9 protein-coding genes are annotated in these 17,130 nt (G+C 64.7%); 4 read left to right on the top strand and 5 right to left on the bottom strand.

Annotated features, from left to right (window positions below; translation table 11 throughout):
* Positions 1 to 11 precede the first annotated feature (11 nt).
* Genes ABZ664_RS29880 through drmD form a run of 4 tightly spaced genes read right to left on the bottom strand, consistent with a single transcriptional unit; the run spans position 12 to position 12,952 of the window.
* A complete protein-coding gene (locus ABZ664_RS29880) occupies positions 12 to 2,036 on the bottom strand; it encodes a DUF1998 domain-containing protein (RefSeq protein ID WP_362516878.1) in 2,025 nt (674 codons plus the stop codon).
* Positions 2,026 to 5,721, bottom strand: coding sequence for a DISARM system helicase DrmA (drmA, locus tag ABZ664_RS29875; RefSeq protein WP_362516876.1), 3,696 nt, complete (start codon positions 5,719 to 5,721; stop codon positions 2,026 to 2,028). Before drmA ends, ABZ664_RS29880 begins: the two co-directional genes overlap by 11 nt.
* The gene (locus ABZ664_RS29870) at positions 5,718 to 9,767 is read right to left on the bottom strand and encodes a DNA methyltransferase (RefSeq protein WP_362516874.1); all 4,050 of its coding nucleotides are present in this window, start codon (positions 9,765 to 9,767) and stop codon (positions 5,718 to 5,720) included. Before ABZ664_RS29870 ends, drmA begins: the two co-directional genes overlap by 4 nt.
* The gene (gene drmD, locus ABZ664_RS29865) at positions 9,764 to 12,952 is read right to left on the bottom strand and encodes a DISARM system SNF2-like helicase DrmD (protein WP_362516871.1); all 3,189 of its coding nucleotides are present in this window, start codon (positions 12,950 to 12,952) and stop codon (positions 9,764 to 9,766) included. Before drmD ends, ABZ664_RS29870 begins: the two co-directional genes overlap by 4 nt.
* 88 nt (positions 12,953 to 13,040) lie before the next feature.
* Between drmD and ABZ664_RS29860 the strand changes: the two genes are divergently transcribed.
* From ABZ664_RS29860 to ABZ664_RS29850, 3 genes are all read left to right on the top strand, one after another.
* Positions 13,041 to 14,144, top strand: coding sequence for an XRE family transcriptional regulator (locus ABZ664_RS29860; protein WP_362516869.1), 1,104 nt, complete (start codon positions 13,041 to 13,043; stop codon positions 14,142 to 14,144).
* Positions 14,141 to 14,680: a hypothetical protein gene (locus ABZ664_RS29855; protein WP_362516867.1), complete on the top strand. Its 540-nt coding sequence runs from the start codon at positions 14,141 to 14,143 to the stop codon at positions 14,678 to 14,680. The genes ABZ664_RS29860 and ABZ664_RS29855 overlap by 4 nt, the downstream gene beginning before the upstream one ends.
* A 99-nt stretch (positions 14,681 to 14,779) precedes the next feature.
* Positions 14,780 to 15,355 (top strand): hypothetical protein, encoded by a 576-nt coding sequence (locus ABZ664_RS29850; protein ID WP_362516865.1) that lies wholly within the window; start codon positions 14,780 to 14,782, stop codon positions 15,353 to 15,355.
* A gap of 527 nt (positions 15,356 to 15,882) precedes the next feature.
* Here the strand turns inward: ABZ664_RS29850 and ABZ664_RS29845 are convergent.
* Complete coding sequence (locus ABZ664_RS29845) at positions 15,883 to 16,617, bottom strand: helix-turn-helix transcriptional regulator (RefSeq protein WP_362516863.1); 735 nt, start codon at positions 16,615 to 16,617, stop codon at positions 15,883 to 15,885.
* A 164-nt stretch (positions 16,618 to 16,781) separates the two neighbouring features.
* On the opposite strand from ABZ664_RS29845, the gene ABZ664_RS29840 reads away from it, so the two are divergent.
* The gene (locus ABZ664_RS29840) at positions 16,782 to 17,126 is read left to right on the top strand and encodes a hypothetical protein (RefSeq protein ID WP_362516861.1); all 345 of its coding nucleotides are present in this window, start codon (positions 16,782 to 16,784) and stop codon (positions 17,124 to 17,126) included.
* Positions 17,127 to 17,130: the final 4 nt, after the last annotated feature.

Genomic DNA, 17,130 nt, shown 5'->3' with positions numbered 1-17,130 from the left:
CCGCGCCATTGTCAGTCCCCACGGCCGAAGAAGCCAAGGTCGCTTCCCCGCAAGTTCACGAGGAACCTACGGTCGAGGAAGCGGTTGGCCCGTTCACAGGAGGTCTCCGATGCCATCACGCAGCAGTGGCAGGCGGCTCCGTGCAGGAAGTCCTCCGGGTCCTGGGGAGTGCGCGTGGCGCAGATTGGGTCGGAGGAGCACCGGGTGGCCCGGAACAGTGCGTCGCGGACGACGCGAGCGAGCCGGGCCGGTTCGCTCAACTGGACCAGGCCGCCGAGGGTTCCATCGCTGTCGGACGCCGTTGTGCAGATCAGCAAGCCAGCGGCAGCGGCGCGACCTTCGGCTTCCGGCCAGGCATATAGCCGCTCGCTGAGGCTGGCAGCCGAGTAGCCACAGGTGAGGGCCAGCTCGCGAATGAGGACGTGGGCTAGGGTATGGACCAGCCAATATCGCGGCGGTTTCAACCGGGTGTCCGGATCGATGTTCTCCGCAGTTTCGGAGAAGCGGCGGTAGAAGTTCCGGCGATGGGCTTCCCCATGTGCTGCCCACTCGGCGGTCTTGTAGATCTGCTCCTCCCAGCTGGCGATGGCGGCTTCGTCGAGTTGGAGGAAGATGCCTTCACCGCGGTCTTCGGTGGCGACGGTCCATTCCGGGCGGGGAGCGCGGGTGAGTGGGACAAGCCGGCGGGGCAAGTCGCCAACGCGATCCATGGCATCGATCCGAGTGAAGCCGACGAGGGCGTTGACCTTGCGGAGTCGTTCGATGGCGAGGACACGGGTGATCTCAGGCCGCACCTCGGGGGCGAGGTCTCGTTTGGAGAGCGTCAGGCCGCTGACAGGGTCCTCATGGCGCGCTCCAAGCGGGTCCTTCTGGAGGTAGCGCCACTCAGGGACGAGTAGGTCTACCGGGTCCCAGGTCCGAAGCCGCTCTTCCTGCTGCTCGGTAGTGGCGGGCGGTTCCGCGGCTAGGGTGACGACCTGCGCGAGCGTGTCGTCGTTGAGATCGGTGACGTTGACCTTTCCGTCGAGCAGATCGCGGAGAATATCAAGGTTGTTGCGATATTTCAGGAGCTTGTCGCCGAGAGCGATACGGATCCGGTCGGCGAGATCGCCTTCCTGCTCTTCCTGGGATTCCGGCATGACGATGATTGACTGTGTGGCGGGAAACCACAAGTTGGAGGCACCGACGAGAAGCAGGCGTGCCTCATTACGGCAGCCGCCCGGCTGGAAAGCATCTAGATGCGGGTGGCGTCCGCGGCACTTCGGCAGGTTCAACGCGCCCTGATCGCCCTGAGCCTGGTTCATGGGACGGCTCAGCCCGCAGGAGGCACACCGGATGGTCGCGGTGGCACCCCGTCCCGCCGTCCGGTCGATCATCTTTAGCGCGGGGAACTCCGCCTCGGCGCACGGCTTGCCGCGATGTACCCACAGGTCGTAGGGGAATTCATCCAGGTGCCCGTCCACGCACGCGAGCAAATAACGGGCCGGTACGGCAGACCGCCGCGTTGCCCGGCGGCTCTTGTCGCTCATCCGGCCGGTGCACCTGGCGTGTTCGAAGCAGGCCAGGTCGGCCCGGTAGGGGTGGGTGTTGGTGTAGGCGAAGGAGGCTAGCGGCGCTAGCATGTCACAGCCGGTGCACCGCAGCCACTGCGGGAAAACGCGGGCTGGCACTCCGAGGTCGTTGCCCTCGTTGGACATACTGAGCTTCTTCGGCTGCCATGGAAAAGGCCGGAGTTGCACATTGGGAGAACGCAGCAGCATGCGCACCACCTCGCGCAGCCGCGGAGCGCGGATCTCTGGGATGCCATCCCGCCGTTTCCAGATCCGATCCCAGTCGTCCAACCCGGTCGGCATAATCGTGAACTGCGGCAAGTCCATGATCGAGCCTGGCCCATAGGTGTAGATCAGCGAGGAGGGTCGCCCCGAGCCGACCTTGGCCCGGTTGTGCTTGACCCCCTTCTCGTTCTCCCGCTCGGCGTCGCCGAGCGGATCGACCGCAGAGGCAGCGTCGTAGATGAAGGAGGTGTTAGTCGTCATCGCTGCCTCCGGGCATGTCCCATTGCGGCGCATCTAGCGGCGGAATGTAGAACAGGTTCTCCTTAATCGGGCTGACGAGCAGGTTGATCTCCGGCTGAACCTCGCGCATCGAGTTGGCCACCACGAACGGCGCAGCGTCCCGGCTATCGGTGACCGACTGGGTGTTCTCCGCGCTGATCATCAGTGGCCCGTGCCGGGCATCGTCGAAGACCCGCTCATAGACCAGCGTTTTGCGCAGGTCGGCCAGATACTTCCGGCGATCGATCCACTGGGAGAGACGGTTGCTCAGCCGGTTCCTGGCTAGCTCCGCCCGGTCCTCGCCACCTGCCAGCTGAATGCGGGAGATCAAAGTGTCGATCACGTTGTCCACGAAATCCCGGTGGCTCTCGATGCGGCCCGCGCCGTCCTCGGGGGACAGCCCGGACGGCTGCGGCGCTTGGAGGACGCGTGCAGCGCTCACCAGTACGCCGTCTAGCCCGCGCTCCATCGAGGTGATCGAGAACGGCGTGACCGACAGAGCCTCGACCTGCGCGTAGAAGGTCTCGTGATAGTGGCGGAACTGCTCGTAGTGCGCCAGGTCGCGGGGGCGGGCCCAGTTGCCTAGGGTGACCACCAGCCCCGGACGCTTCGGGTCCCGGCCGACACGCGAAGACGCCTGGATGTACTCAGCGGTATTCTTCGGCTGGCCGACCACCATCATCAGCCCCAGCCGGGTCACGTCCACCCCGACCTGGAGCATCGAGGTCGCCAGCACCGCGTCGAAGGGCGCAAGCTCCCGTTTCGGGGTCGGCTTGCCCGCTTCTCGGAGCTGCCGCAGTTCACGTTTTCCGGCGGTTGAATCAAAGACCGGGTTGAAGGTCAGCGCCATCTGGTCCAGAGTCGAGGTGATGTTCGAGCTGGCCACCCGGGCGGTTAGCTCGGCGATATGCAGGGCCCCGAAGTTCGTCCCAGTACGGCGTGGCAACAGCGACCACGGTCGCCCCTTGGCCAGCGCGGTCTGTACGTCGTCGCCCATGTAGCGGGCCATGCCGGCCAGTTCTCGGGTGGCGCTGAAGTATCCGACCAGCGTCATGTACGGGTCGGCCGCCTCACCGGACCGGTCCAGAAGCAGCTGTCCGGCGGCCATCAGCACTTCGGCCACTCGGATTTCCGCCGTGGTCAGCCGGATCCCGGTGGTGCTCAACCCCACGTAGCGGCGGCCAGGGTGCTTCTCGGAGATCTCCGCTTCCTTGGAGAAGAATGTGTCACCTGCGTCTAGCACCTGCGGCGGAAAGATCGTGACATCCCGCCCATACAGGGCACGGACCTGCTCCGGGGCGTTCCGAGCAGTAGCCGTCGAGGCCACGACTAGCGGCCGCACGGCACGCCCATCCGGAGTCCGCCAGCTCATGAGAACATCGATGGCCACCTCGAACAGGCCCACCGTCGTGCCGAGCGCCCCGGTGATGAGGTGGAGCTCATCCTGAATGATCAGATCCGGTGGCCGCAGCCGGGGCGCCGGCCGGACTGAGGCGGCTGAGAGCCCGCCCTTCTTTGGGTGCTTATTGCCGTCCTTGATGTCGCAGTGCGGGTAGTCGGGGTGGACGAAACCGTGCCGGTCACAGCGGCGCGAAACATAGCCGAAGAGGGATGCGGCCTCGCCCTCGCGGGCCAGCCGGGCGAATTTGTCGACTGTGGCGATCACGAAGGCCGGAGCCAGCCGGTAAATCTCCTCATCAACAGTGAGTACTGGTAGCCCGTCGCCCATCTCGCCACCCTCGGCGAACGGGCAGCCGGACAGGTCGTCCCCGCAGAACACGTAGACCCGGCGGGTGGCCGCGTTGGCCCGTACGTTCTGTGCGTTGATCTTGCTGCCGCACCAAGGACAGCGCTGGATTTGCAGCACGGTGAGCCGGTAGCCGTGGCCCTCGTTGGCCTTCTTTAGCTGGTATTCGGCCTCGTCGAAGCGTTTGGGGCTGACGTCGGTCCCTACCCACAGGCCGATCCGGAACGGCTCGTGGCCCCAGGTGGAGGGGGCTTTGGCACGGGCCATCTCTGCGGCGCACATCAGTGCAGTCGCCCGCTGGAACTGCTGGGCGGTCAGCAGCCGGAGCGTGTACCGCATGAGCACTGCGGTCCCCGCGCTCCCGTCCAGTTGCCCGTCCAGGGTGACGAGCAGTCCCTGCCGCCTGCGCACCGCGAATGTGTAAGCGGCCAGGCCCAGGTATGCCTCGGTCTTGCCACCACCGGTCGGGAAAAACAGCAGTTGCGCCTTGGCCAGGTCACCCGAACGCCGCTCTGCCGCCGGGTCGGTCAGCAGAGGGAGCTGCATGAGGATGAAAGCGAGCTGGAAGGTACGCCAGTGTGCGTACTTCTCTCGGGCTCGTACAGCTTCGCGGGCGCTCTCAATGCTGAGCTTCGGGTTCGCCGCACGCTCCGCGGCCACCTGGGACTGGATGCGCTGATCGGCCATGACCTGGTTCATAAACCGGAAGCAGCGCAACGCCTCAGCGTCGGAGAGCAGGTGCTCAAGGCCATCGTCGAGCTGGCGCTGAACCTTTCGCGCTTCGCTGACCGCATCCAGCGCCTCATCGCGCAGGTGCTCCGGGAGATAGGTTTCGGTACGGCGCTGCTCCCGATCCAGCCAATCAGCGTATTCCCGGACAATGGGTTCGAGTCCGGCACGCAGCTTGTCAACGCCGGCTATGGCCAAGTCCTCCATACTTAGCAGGGCGTCGCCGACCTCCTCGGCGGTGACCTGCGGGGTCTCGCAGGCAGGCAGCCAGGTCGTCCAGACTTTGCTGGCCCGTCTGGTCCCTTTCGCGACCTTCCAGTCCACCGAGCAGGTACGGCCCACGGCGAATTCGAGCCGGTTGCGGTATTGCAGATTGAGCCTCCGGAGCTCGTCGTCCGGCTCGGGCCTGGTGTCGGTCAGCACGTCGCGGACCGGTAGGAAGACCTCGGCGCCGTCCGCGTGAACGGAAATCTGGGTCTGGTAGAGCCAGGCGTTCACCGGAATCTTGCGCGGCGTCACCTTGTCGTTGCAGAGGGCGATCTCGATAAGGCGGCGGCCTTCCTCGTGATCGTCATACCGATCGATCCGGAGGACCACTTTGTCTTTGAGGGCGATCGTTGTCGTCTGCTTCGGATCGAGATCGTCGACCTTGATGACGTTCGTGATCTCGATAGGGGTCCGCTTGAAGCGGCGGAGGTTGCTCTTGTCGTCTTCCGCGTTCTTGATCGGCTCGTAGACGCCCCATGAGGTCGTTACTGTGAACGCCTCCAAGTCGAACGGGACCTGACAGCGCAACCCCATCGACGCCGGAATCATCAGCCCGCGCTGCTGCGGCTGATCATCGACGTCGTCATCTTCCGACCCGGTGCTGCTGTCGTCCACAGCGGTCACCGGCACGCCTCGGCTCTCCTCAGCGTCCAGCGCGCTCCCCACATCGGTCCCGGTCTCGCCAGAGTCGGCGTCCTGAGGATCGTCCGCGCCTTTGAGTAGCTTGACGGGAGCGATCCGGCCGATCAGATAGGCCGAGTCCGGGACACCGTCCAGGATCTCCTCGGGCCCGCCCGCAGGGCCGAGAATTTCCCGCTCCAGGATGTCAACCAGGTTCTCCCGGACCGTCCAAGGCCTGCCGTCAGGCTCATGAGCCAGCCGGAAGGTCTTCTGCTCGGCATGCGGGAGCTGGGGAGTATTCACTGGTCGTAGTCCCCCTCGTCGTTACTCTCGGCCAGCGGGGGATTCTCAGCCTCCAGTGCGGCCCGGCGTAGATTTTCTGCCAGTAGCCTATCGAGGATCTCCACGCGAGCGGCGGGATCGACCGTCCACCGCGTCATCTGCCGGTAGGTGTGGAACCCATGGCCCAGCGGTAGATCGCTCCAGCCGTAGGCGTCCATCACGGCCTGATCGAGCTCGACATGGATCTCCCGCATTCGGGCCGCATCTCGGTCGGCGGCATTGGCGATGTCTGGGTCGTTGACCGCGTTGTAGAGCTTCGTCAGCCCGAAGTTGCGCCGTAGCATGATCTCTCGCCGCTCGGTGTCCAAAATGCGGCTTGCCTCGATGAGATGATCAGTCGTCTCCGGGCGGGGGAAAGTCTCAAATACATCAGAGGGAGTGTAGCGGGGATCGTTCCGCATTCCGGATCCATATTTGATCGCCCAGGTCTGGTGCAGGCTAGACGAGAGCACCGCTTGATCCGCGTACGAATCCGTCGCGAAAACCACGATCTGTTCGCTTGTAACCACCCCCGCCTGGATTCGCTGCGGCATCACCGTCTTGCTCACCCGTGCGATGACGAGCACCTCGTCGAGCTTCTTGATGGCCTTCCGCATTCCCGGACGCTTCTCCGCGTATTGCCACCATCTATCTCGCAGAGCTTTGCGGTTTACCTTTTGACGTTCACCTTTCACTCGCTCAAGCAGGCGAGCGTATGGCAAAGGATACAGCTGAGCTGTGATCTCACTGCGGTCGTAGAAATCGATAACCCACCGTGACGGTGACATGTCGGGGCGAGAATTCAGATCCTCGCCGCCGAGATAAGGGAACAGCACTTCGGCGTTCTTTTGGTCAACCTCGATCCAGGCGGTTGCCTCGTCAGGTTCCAGTACAAAACCCATGCCGAGGACTATGCAGCCCTGGAACGCGATTCCGGCGTTCTCCGCGAGCTGGACGGGATTACCGTCGACGCGTCCGGCGGGTTCCAAGAGTGTCGAGATTTGTGTCGCCACGATGTCGTCCGAGACGCGCGCCACATTCGCCGGGACCCGTTCACGAGTGCCCCATACGGCGGCATACTCAAGGTTAGCGTTGGCCGACGGCCAGGACCGGCTCTGTATTGACCGGGTGATGGTGAACCCGTCGGCGACCATCCGATCGAGACCGACCTGTCGAGTGTCACCTTGAGCGACGGTATTGGTGGCGATGAGACCGAGATTCCCGCGTGGGGTTAGCAGCGACATGGCCCGCAGCAAGAAATAGCCGACCAGGTCTGCGCTGCCTTTAGTGCCACTCGCGAGCACGTTGACGAACCAATCGCGGATGTTGGTGCCCATGGCGCCGGTGAGCTTCTGCCCGCCGAGGAACGGCGGATTACCGATGATGGCGTGGAAGCCGCCGCGTTCCATCACGTCGGGCACGGCTAGGACCCAGTGGAGGGGCTTCCAGCACTCGTAGTCGGTCAGGACGGTCGGAGTGAGCCCAGTCTTAATGATCGTGTTGAGCATGCCGCGGTCCGGCTTTTCACCGGCTGCCGCGAAGAGGGCGCCGCTGTCGTTGGGGTCGCCGGGAGAGGCCTGTTCGACCGCGATGCGCAGGTTCTCGTATGCCTCGCGGAGTTGCTTGCCCGGCTTACCGCCCCACCGTAGTCCGGCCGCCACGACACCGTCGGCGATATCGGTAAGGTCGGTGACCAGCTTTTTATAGTTGTCCCACAGCCGCTGTTTCGTCGTTGCAGAGCGTTGGGGGTCGGCGTCGTTGACCTCTGTGGCGAGCTGGCGACGGAGTCGGCTTGCTTGGGCGAGCACGTCGTCGACGTTGATGCCCAGCAGTGACATCTGCTTGTTGGCGGCGTCAGGGTCGATGTGAAGGAGCTTGAGCTGACGGACATCGGTCAAGCCGAGCAGCGAGTTGCCGTGCAGGATCTTGTCGTCGACGAAGGAAAACGGCAGCTTCGGGTTGAGCGAAACGAGCCAGAGCGAGAGCTTGCACATCTCCACAGCCATCGCGTTGATGTCCGCGCCGTACAGACAGGTCGCGACGACTGTGCGGATCGCGTGAGTCTGCAACTCATGTGGCGAGCCGTATGCGACGCTCTCACGTTGCCAGGCCTCAATCAGGTGCTTGGCCAGGTAGCGTGCGGCGGCGACGAGGAACGCGCCGGAACCGCAGGCGATATCGGCGACCTTCAGGTCGAGGATCCGGTCGGAGGAGACCGGACGCCACTGGTCCTGGTCGGCGGTCTGGTGCGGTCCCGGCTCAAAGACCAGCGGCTCCAGGGCGTACTTCACCACGTCCTCGGCAAGGGCGCGCGGGGTGTAGTGCGCGCCTGCCGAGGCTCGTGATGGGGTCTCGATGACGAGCATGCCGCCTGGCTGGACGACGAACGGCCGGTTGCGCAGGTCGCGGCGGATGAGGCCGATGAACGGGCGGAGCCGTTCGCGCAGGGCCTCATCCTTGGTGAGGTCGCGCAGCGCGTTCTCGGCGTCCTCGACCTGGTCGCCGGTACGAATCGCCTTGGCCAAAGCGGCCTTGGTGGGCGGCTTGGCGGCGGGCTGGTTCTCCTTGATCCAAGCCAGGAGAGCGTCGGCCAGGGCGGTGTCGGTCGTCTTGGCCGCGGCGAGCGACTCCAGGACGGCCAGCGAGATCTCCGGCTCCTCACCCGGGCTGCCGATCAAGCCGACCGTGGTCTCGGCCGCTTCTTCGCAGGAATAGCCGAGCAGGCCCTCGTAGATGTAGCCGATCTGCTCGACGTCGATGTCCCGGAACGAGATCCGCCGCGCGGGCTGGCCCTTGATGTGCGCGATCTGGACGGCGCGCAGCACCTCCAGCATGACCCGGTCGCTGACCGTGATCGCGAGGGGTCCCTGCTCAGTGCGCTTGGTGAGGAAGGAATAGCGCTTGGGGTCGAAGAGAGATCCACCGTAGGCAGGCAGGCGCAGGTCCTCGAAGGACGCGCCTTGGTAGAGCGCCTGCCCGGTGGCCAGCAGCCGATGCCACGCCAAGTGGGTGGCGTCGAGAGGCTCGGTGCCTTCGTCGCGGGCCCGGGCATCGAGGATATCCAGTTCGTCGCTAATACCGTAACCCATCGTGAAAAGGCGGCTCTGCGGGAGCAGGCCACGCTCCTCAGCGAAGAGGAGGAAGACGACCCGCATCATGACGGTGACGGCCGCCTCGTAGACATCGGCGCGCTTGGCGGGCAGCGGATCGGGGACGCCGCAACGCTTGGCGTCAAGTGCCGCCTCGGACATCGCTTGCACAAGGAGCTCGACGGCTCGCCGTACCTGCGTGCCCAGCGCCTCCGTGATCTCCTCGGCTGCGGCGACGGACTCGCCGAACAGTTCGCTCAGCCGGTCCTCTGGCTTACCCGCAAGCAGACGGCGCCGCTGGAGAAGCTCGATGAAGGCGTTGCGGACCTCGGGCTGACTGATCCAGTCGTGGGCGTCGACGATGCCGGAGGCGAGCATGGTCTTCTCGCGGGCGCTGGTGATTGCCCACCACCGACCGTCGGTCACAACGCCGATCGGCACGCCTGCCGTACGGAGCAGCTCCTCCATTCGGTCGATGGGGCTGGTCGCCCAGCCGTCGCCCATGGGGTCGCGGAGGAAGTCGACTGGGTCGACGACCAGGACGAGCGCCCCGGTTACCTCCCCGTGGACGAGTGCTCCTGTGGCCCGGATGGTGATCGTGTGGTCAGGGGAGCGGACCTCAGGCCCGGTCGGTCCGGCGAGGTATGTGTCACCCCAGCCCAGCACATCACGTAGGACGGTCTCTACCCAGGAGCCCCGCTCTCTCCGATACAGGTCGAGTGAGGCGTCGTCCCGGTTGCGGTCCCAGTTCTCCCACGCCTTCTCGAAGGCGGGTTTGGCGTCCTTGAGCGCGGCCAGGGCGTCCGGGCTCGGCTGTGGGATGCCCTGCGGCCAGACCCGCTTGAGGGGCGGCACCGCCAGGAACGGGCCGTCGGCGTCGACCAGCTCCAGCCAGGACCGGTGCAGGTCGGCCGTGGTGGGGACGTGCTTGCGCCTCATGCGTGGATCCTTCCGGCCTCGGCGTCCTGCGGGGTGAGGGCGAACACGATGGCGGCGGCCGATACGTGCGGTTTGATGTCGGCGTAGCGGTCCTCGATCGAGGTGATCTCGCGCCGCTCCTCATCATCCAGGCCGGCCAGCCGGTCCTCCATGGCCCGCAGGTCGATGCGGCGCTGGCGCTGCTGGTCGTCGGTGAAGAGCTGGTCCTCATCCTGGCGGCGGATCTCGGCTGCGAGCCGGTCTCGGGATTCATGCAGGTTGACGCGGAAGGCGGCGAAGATTTCGCGAACCCGGGAGACGTCGGCGTCACGGCGGGACTGGAGCGCCTCGGTGACCTTCACCTGCCGGGACTCGGCCTTACGTTCCATCGCCCGCAGCAACCGGGAGCGCAGGTGTCCTTCGTCGGCGTTCCAGATCTCCGTGAGGATGGCGCGGACCGGCTCGTCAGCGAGTGTGAGGTTCTCGACATCCAAAGCCCCGTCGAGGACGTTCTCAACCTTCTCCTCAGACAGAGCCTGGCCGCGGACCCGGATACCAGTGAGGAAGACCTCCTCGTGCAGGCGCAGCCCGCCGCGGCCGACCAGAACGAGCCGGGAGACCGCCGCCACGCAGGACTGCTCCAGGTCATCCACGATGACCGCGGTCACGCGGTGGACGGGCGAGTCGACGCTGAACAGAGTGCTGCGCAGGACCCGAGCAGACCGCTGCATGAGGGCGTGGCCAAGGTGGATGTGGACGAGATCGGAACGTTCCTTCGCGGCCTGGTCGTCAAAGGTAATCGGGCGGAGCTCGCCCGGCTTCAGCCGGGTGTCCAGGCCACGGAGCGCGGGCTGCCAAGCCCGACCAAGGCTGGGGACCTGGAAGACCTGCGCGTCGGTATCGACGTCGCCGATTTCCTTCAGGGGTGGCTGCGCGGTGATCGCGAAAGCGGCGTCGACGACCCGGCGGGAATTGGCCGCAGTCAGGTGCATCTCCTCCTTGCGCTCCTCATAGGTGCTAGACAGCTGGGTGAGCTGCCGGTTCAGCTCCATGCCGCCGGCCAGGGCCCGGTTGATGATGGCGTTACCGTCATCCGGGGCGACCTGCCGCTTCTTCCGCGAGGCGCCGGTCGGGCTGAAGTGATTCTGGATCTCAGCGTCGATGACCTGATTGACCGAGCCGAGGTCATGGGCGACGTTGCCGATCTTCTCCGCGATCCGCCGCATGAAGTCCATGTCAGCGGCATAGGTGGTGGAGTCCGCTGTCGGGGCGAATTGGTAGATCTCCGGTGCGTGGTGCTGACCGTACCGGTCGATCCGGCCGATGCGCTGCTCCAGCCGGGAGGGGTTGAACGGGATGTCGAAGTTGACCAGCCGGTGGCAATGGTCCTGCAGGTCGATGCCTTCGCCCGCAGAGTCGGTAGCGAGCAGGACCCGGACCTTGTGTTCTGGAGTCGGGGGCGCGGTGAAGCGCGCGCGGATCAGCTCCCGCTCCTCGGCGGGTGTGGACCCTTGGATGATCTCCAGGACGTCCTTGTAGCCGCGCTGAGTGAGGACCCGCGCGATCCACTCCAGGGTGGCCGCGTACTCAGTGAAGACCACCACCCGCTCATTGCTCCATGTGCCAGCGGGACGACAGATACCGTCCAGAAAAGTAAGCAGGGCTTCGAGTCGGGAGTCGGGCCGGTGCTCATAGCGCTGACCCCACTCGATCAGGCTCTCGATCTCTCCGGCACTCGCCGCGATCAGCGGGTCGGAGCCCTTGCTCCGGCGGAGCGTGGTGAACTCGGGCTGCTCGATCCGTCCCTCTTCCTCGTCAGACTGCCCGCTGCCTAGCACTTCCTGGTAGTAGGAGTCGTCGTCCTCGTCCAGGTTGAGCGGGCGGCCGGTGGCGCCAGAGCTCTCGTACTGCTCCAGGGTTAGGGCGAATGACCAGGGGCTGGAGATAAAACGCTTCTTCAGCAGCATGGCGACGATGTCGCCGGAGCGGCCTTTACCGTTGGCTCGGGCGCTCTTGGTGAGGATGTCGTCCAGCAGCGCGAAGTGCCGCTGTTCCTCTTCACCCGGGGTGAAGGGCATCTTCTTGAGCTGGCGGCGTTTAAAGGCCTTGTCCTTCAGATCGGTCTTGAGCCGGCGGACAGTGACCTCACGCAGTGCCCGTTCGTCCAGGTTCGCGCCGCGGGTGAACCGGCGGCCGTCGATCATCTCCAGGAGGGCTGTGAAGGACTCCGGGTAGCCGTTGTGCGGGGTTGCCGAGAGGAAAAGGCGGTGCTCGCACTTTTCGGCCAGGGCCTTGGTGGCGAGAGTCCGCTGACTGTCCACCGCGTACCCCCGGCCACCGGTCACTGCGGTGGGACCGGCTGGGGCGACATGGTGGGCTTCGTCCACGATGAGAACGTCGAAGGCGAACTGCCGTGTTGTACCCGGGTCCCGCACATTGGCGAACAGGTCGCGCAGGAGTCGTTGCGCGCGCAGGGACGGAAGCCAAGCCATGCTGACGATGACGCGGGGGAAGAGCCGGAATGGGTTGGCGTGCAGACCGTGGGTACGTTTGACGTGGGCCATCAGGTCGCTGTTGACGATGACGAAGTCCAGGCCGAACTTCTCCCGCATCTCGTCTTGCCACTTTAGGGCCAGACTCGGCGGGCAGACGATGATGACCGAGCGGGCCCGGTGGCGCAGCAGCAACTCCTGGACCACCAGACCGGCCTCGATCGTTTTGCCGAGGCCGACGTCGTCAGCGAGGAGTAGGTTGGTGCGGGCCGACTGCAGGGCACGGCGGAGCGGTTCGAGCTGGTAGGCCTCGACGTTGGCGCCGCTGCGGAAGGGCGCCTGGTAGGAGTTGGCGTCGGCCGAGGTGACCGCGCCCCACCGGACCGCGTCCACGAATGCGGCCAGGGTGTTGGGGTCGTCGAAGGCATCCAGGCTGATCTTCTCAGGGAGACCTTGGTCAGGGGCGACCGTGTGGCCGACCTCTAGCTCCCAGACGACCGCGAGTTCTTCGCCGAGTCGGTCCTCTTCCAGCGATTGGAGGCCCACGACGTGCGTGAGACCTGCCGTCCCCTCATCAGCGGGGCTGCGGGGCAGTCCCTGTTGCTGGACGGAGGTCACTGCCCACATCGACCCGCGCACGTTGACCACCTGGCCGGCGACCGGCAGCGGCGGCATCCGGTCGAGTGATCTCCGAACGCCAGTGTCGACCGCCATGTCCGTCTCCTTGTCCCCATGGGCCACCCGCTGCGCTTATCTTGGCGATTCTTTTCGAAAATCGCAAGACGCTTGATAGTCTGCCGATGTGTCTAGCATTGCCGACCGTGTCCGGCAGCTGATCGAGACCTCTGGCCTCAGCCAGCATGTCTTCGGTCGGCGGATCGGGCTCGATGATTCCAAGCTGTCCAAGTCGCTCGGTGGCACCCGCCGATTCTCCTCTCTCGACCTGGCTCGCATCGCCGACGAGTTCAAGGTAAGCGTCGACTGGCTCATCACCGGCGAGGAGCCACCTCTGGTAGTGGCCGCCAGGACGACCACCGGGCAGGCCAGCGAAGCCCTGGATATAGCTCGGCGGTATAGCACGATGCGCGCCGACCTTGCCGCGCTTGGCTACCAGCAACCCTGGGTGCCGCCGGATGCGGACCTTAGATTCGGGAGCTACCTCGACCGGGCGCGACGCCTTGCCGACTTTGCTCACGCCACACTCCGCGAGGAGAATCTTTCGATTCTAGACCGAGATCTCCTCTACTTGGCGGAAAATGTTTTCGGTGTCGATGTTGCCTTGGTTGAACTCGGCACAGGTTTCGACGGTCTGGCGGTGTCCTCCGAGGAGGTGAAGCTCATCGTGCTGGCGACCACCCGCGTGCCCGCGCGGCAGCGCTTCACCCTCGCCCATGAACTGGGCCACCTGATGGCCGGGGATGATCAGGCGGTGCACGTCGATCGAAATGTCTTCGACAAAGCACAGTCGCGTGAACCAAGCGAGCTACAGGCGAACGCCTTCGCCTCAGCCTTCCTCATGCCCGAAGCGCTCCTCCGTGAGCGTCTCAAACAAGGCGGACTCTCCGAAAAGACCTTCGCCGAACTGGCCTGTGACCTACGGGTGAGCCCATCCAGCCTCGCCATCCGGCTGTCCCAGCTCCGGATCATCGACTCTGGCGGAGCCGACCGGTACAAGCGCATGACCGGCGCTGACGCTGCCCGGCTCGCGGGCAAGGGTGAGTGGTATGCCCGCTGGGTGACCGAAACGGGGACACCGCGCCCGCCTGGCCTCCTGCTTCGCGACACCTATTCCGCATATGAGACCGGTCAGGCGACGCTCCGGCCGTATGCGAACCTCCTCGGTGAGGATGTGGACAGCCTGCGAGCCGCGCTGGAGTCCAACGAGGGGACGCCAGCCGCCTTATGACCACCTACCTCTTCCCCGACAACACCATCCTGTGCAACTTCGCCTGCGTTGACCGGCTAGATCTGCTGGAGGTAACGCTCAACGGCCGTGGACGGTGGACCGAGGCCGTCGCCTATGAGGCATCCCGGTCGGCTGTGCACCTCCCCGCTCTCGCATGCCTGAACGCGAACGGATGGCTCGGCGAGCCCATCGAGATCGACGACCCGGACGACGCCCACAAGATCGAGTCTATCCGCCGCGTGGTCTTCGGCGGTGACGATCTATTCCCCCTCAAGCACCTGGGTGAGGCCCAGTCCTGCTACGTCATCAAGAACTGGACTGAGCTCACCGGCTCTTGGTGGATCTCCGACGATCGAGAGTCTCTGCGATATGCCCACTTTCAGGGCATCACCACACGCGAGACGCTCGACATCATGACCATGGCCGTAGGCAACGGGGATGTCGAGGCCAAGGATGGCTTCACCCTTATGCAGAAGATGAAGTCGCACGGCCGTCACCTCCGAATGCCCTGTTCTTGGCAGGATTTGGGAGGGTGAGAGCAAAGGGCGTTTCGTTGTCCGGTGGCTCCCGGTCGTTCTTCCTTCGGTGCGTCTCAAAACGGGCACGGCGGCGACTCGAGCCCTAATATCCTCCTTGTGACGGCAGCCGAGGACTTCTACACCTTCTGCAGGACGGTCGAGGCCCGTTCGCAGGAACATCGCCAAGCCATGGACATCGCGCTGGAACGGGGCTGGTGGGCGATCGCTGGTAGCGTGCTGCGCATGGAGCTCGACTCCATGATCCGCGTTATCTACCTACTGTACAACCCGGATGTGCGGGACCGTATTTTGGCATCCTGCGTTACCGGCAAGGGATTTACGGACGACCGAGGCCGTATTCCTGATCGAAAGATGATCGATGTCGCTACCGGCGACAAGGGCTGGGTAGATGCTGTGTATAGGTTCGGAAACAGGTTCGTGCACCTGACCGACGCACACGATTACGCAGAGGTAGATCCCTTCCAGTCGTACGAGCATAAGGATGAGGTCATCAAATACCTCAACCAATACCACGGAGGCAAGCTGTCTGGTCAGCCGCTGGATGACAGCTCCACATTGCGCGACATCGCTGCGTATGCCCCGCATGTGCTGAACAAGATCACCAGGAACCTGGATATAAACATCGAACGCCTGCGTGACGAGGTCAGTCCTCTCAATGAGGGGCTGGTGTAAGCCTACGAGCGCAAGCCGTTGAACAGCCGCACATCCTATGGGGCCTGGTCCCTGGCGCCAGCGGAATGCGCAGGTCAGCCCTGCTTGCGCGGTGGGCCGGGGCGAAGCCCCGGACCTTCGATCGCCCTCAACCCCGTGCGGTGACCAGCCACAGCGCGATCGGAACCCTGTATCGGTGCAATGGCCCGCCCCTAGCTCAGCTACGACGACGGGAACTTACTGGAAACCATCCGAGCAGGGGGATGTTCTCGACGTGCCGTAGCCGACTGATCTCCGTGACGGTGGCCAGTGGGACAAGGTAGGAGGTAGTCGACGCTCAGTCGGCATGACGAGGAACGAAAGGAGCGACTCTCGCTGCCGTACAGCGGCTTCTGCTGGCATCGGGCGCGCCGGGCGGTGCGTGCCCGGACCGGCCGAAGAGCCGCAGCCGGGCACGCTTGCCGACCGGCGCGCCCGGCGGGCCGCGGAGCGGACCGCCTTTAAAGACGAACAGATAAGTTACGTTCGATCTTGAAGAGGGCTGATCATCAGGTCATCTGAGCTGCGGGTTCAGCACTGTTCCAGACGCGTTCGAAGCTGTCGAGGTAGGTCGTCGCGGTGCTGTCGCTCTCGGTGTGTGTCAGGTAGATGACGGGCGCCTCGGGGGCTCGGGTGCCGTAGGCGTGCAGATTGACCAGAAGTTCGTCGTCTGCTCGGTAGATGGAGTTGTAGAGGACGGTGCGGTGGAGTCGGATCTCGACTCCGTCGATGCCGTGCAGTGGCCGATAAAGGGTGAGGGTGTTCTTGACGCGGGCGGCCATGACGTCGCCGCCGGTGCCCTCCTCGTCTCCGCGGGCCACCACATGAGGACTGTTGGGGTCGCCGAGCAGGATGCGTACCCTCACCCCGGCGGTTGCCCGTTCAGTGAGGATGCGGAGTAGTCCGGCGTCTTCGGCGAGGAAGAGTCCGCTGTAGACGAGGATGCCGATCTCTGTACGGGCGGAGTCGAAGAAGGTGCGCCAGGTGTCGGCCGGCACGCTCCACCGGTGTGGATAGACGGCTTTGATCTCGTTGGGAAGTCCTCGGCGCTGGCGCATGGTTTCGGGCCAGAGGTCGTCTTCGGTGACGTGGAGGAGGTCGGCGACCGCCAGGCGGTGGCGGGGGTGGGGGATGCGGCCGTTCAGCCAGCGGCCGACGGTTTTGGGGTCGACGGTCAGGTGGGTGGCGATGTCGAGGGGTTGCAGTCGTGCCCGGATGAGGGCATGGCGGAGGTTCTCGTTCATGGGATTCCCTTCCGTGACACGGTCGCTGCCTGCGACGCTAACACGAGACGTCCCTAGACGTCCCCGAGTTGCGGTGTCAGAGAAGCACCCTTGAAGACGAAGCTCATCGGCACAGAGCAGACCACCCAGGCTCTGCCCTTCACACCGATGGGAGCTCAAAGTTCATGACCACTGCCCGAGAGCGACAGCGCGCCTACCAGCAAGATCTTCTCACCGCCCTGGACGGCGAACTCAAAGCGCGGGAGATCACCACCGTCCTGATCGTGGACGGCAACGGACACCCCTGCCTGGAGGTCCTCGACCGGCACTTCCGCACGCGACGCGTGTACGTGCACACGGTCTTCCACTGGTTCTACTGGGGCGCAGAGCACGACGAGCGCATCTCGTCGCTGCACCTGCTGAAGGCCGCTGAACGAATCGTCGAGGTCGCGGATGAGGGCTGGCGCGAGGGAGAGCAGGGCACGCTCAGCATCGACCTGAACAAGATCGCAGACGCCTACCGCTGCTGATCTG

Source organism: Streptosporangium sp. NPDC006930 (genome assembly GCF_040635605.1).
Lineage (GTDB): Bacteria > Actinomycetota > Actinomycetes > Streptosporangiales > Streptosporangiaceae > Streptosporangium.
This window is presented reverse-complemented; position numbering and strand designations above follow the sequence as displayed.

Bases quoted from the DNA above. Each gene is read 5' to 3' on its own strand.
- ABZ664_RS29870 (WP_362516874.1), bottom strand. From the start codon at position 9,767: ATGAGGCGCAAGCACGTCCCCACCACGGCCGACCTGCACCGGTCCTGG.
- ABZ664_RS29880 (WP_362516878.1), bottom strand. From the start codon at position 2,036: ATGACGACTAACACCTCCTTCATCTACGACGCTGCCTCTGCGGTCGAT.
- ABZ664_RS29855 (WP_362516867.1), top strand. From the start codon at position 14,141: ATGACCACCTACCTCTTCCCCGACAACACCATCCTGTGCAACTTCGCC.
- ABZ664_RS29840 (WP_362516861.1), top strand. From the start codon at position 16,782: ATGACCACTGCCCGAGAGCGACAGCGCGCCTACCAGCAAGATCTTCTC.
- drmD (WP_362516871.1), bottom strand. From the start codon at position 12,952: ATGGCGGTCGACACTGGCGTTCGGAGATCACTCGACCGGATGCCGCCG.
- ABZ664_RS29845 (WP_362516863.1), bottom strand. From the start codon at position 16,617: ATGAACGAGAACCTCCGCCATGCCCTCATCCGGGCACGACTGCAACCC.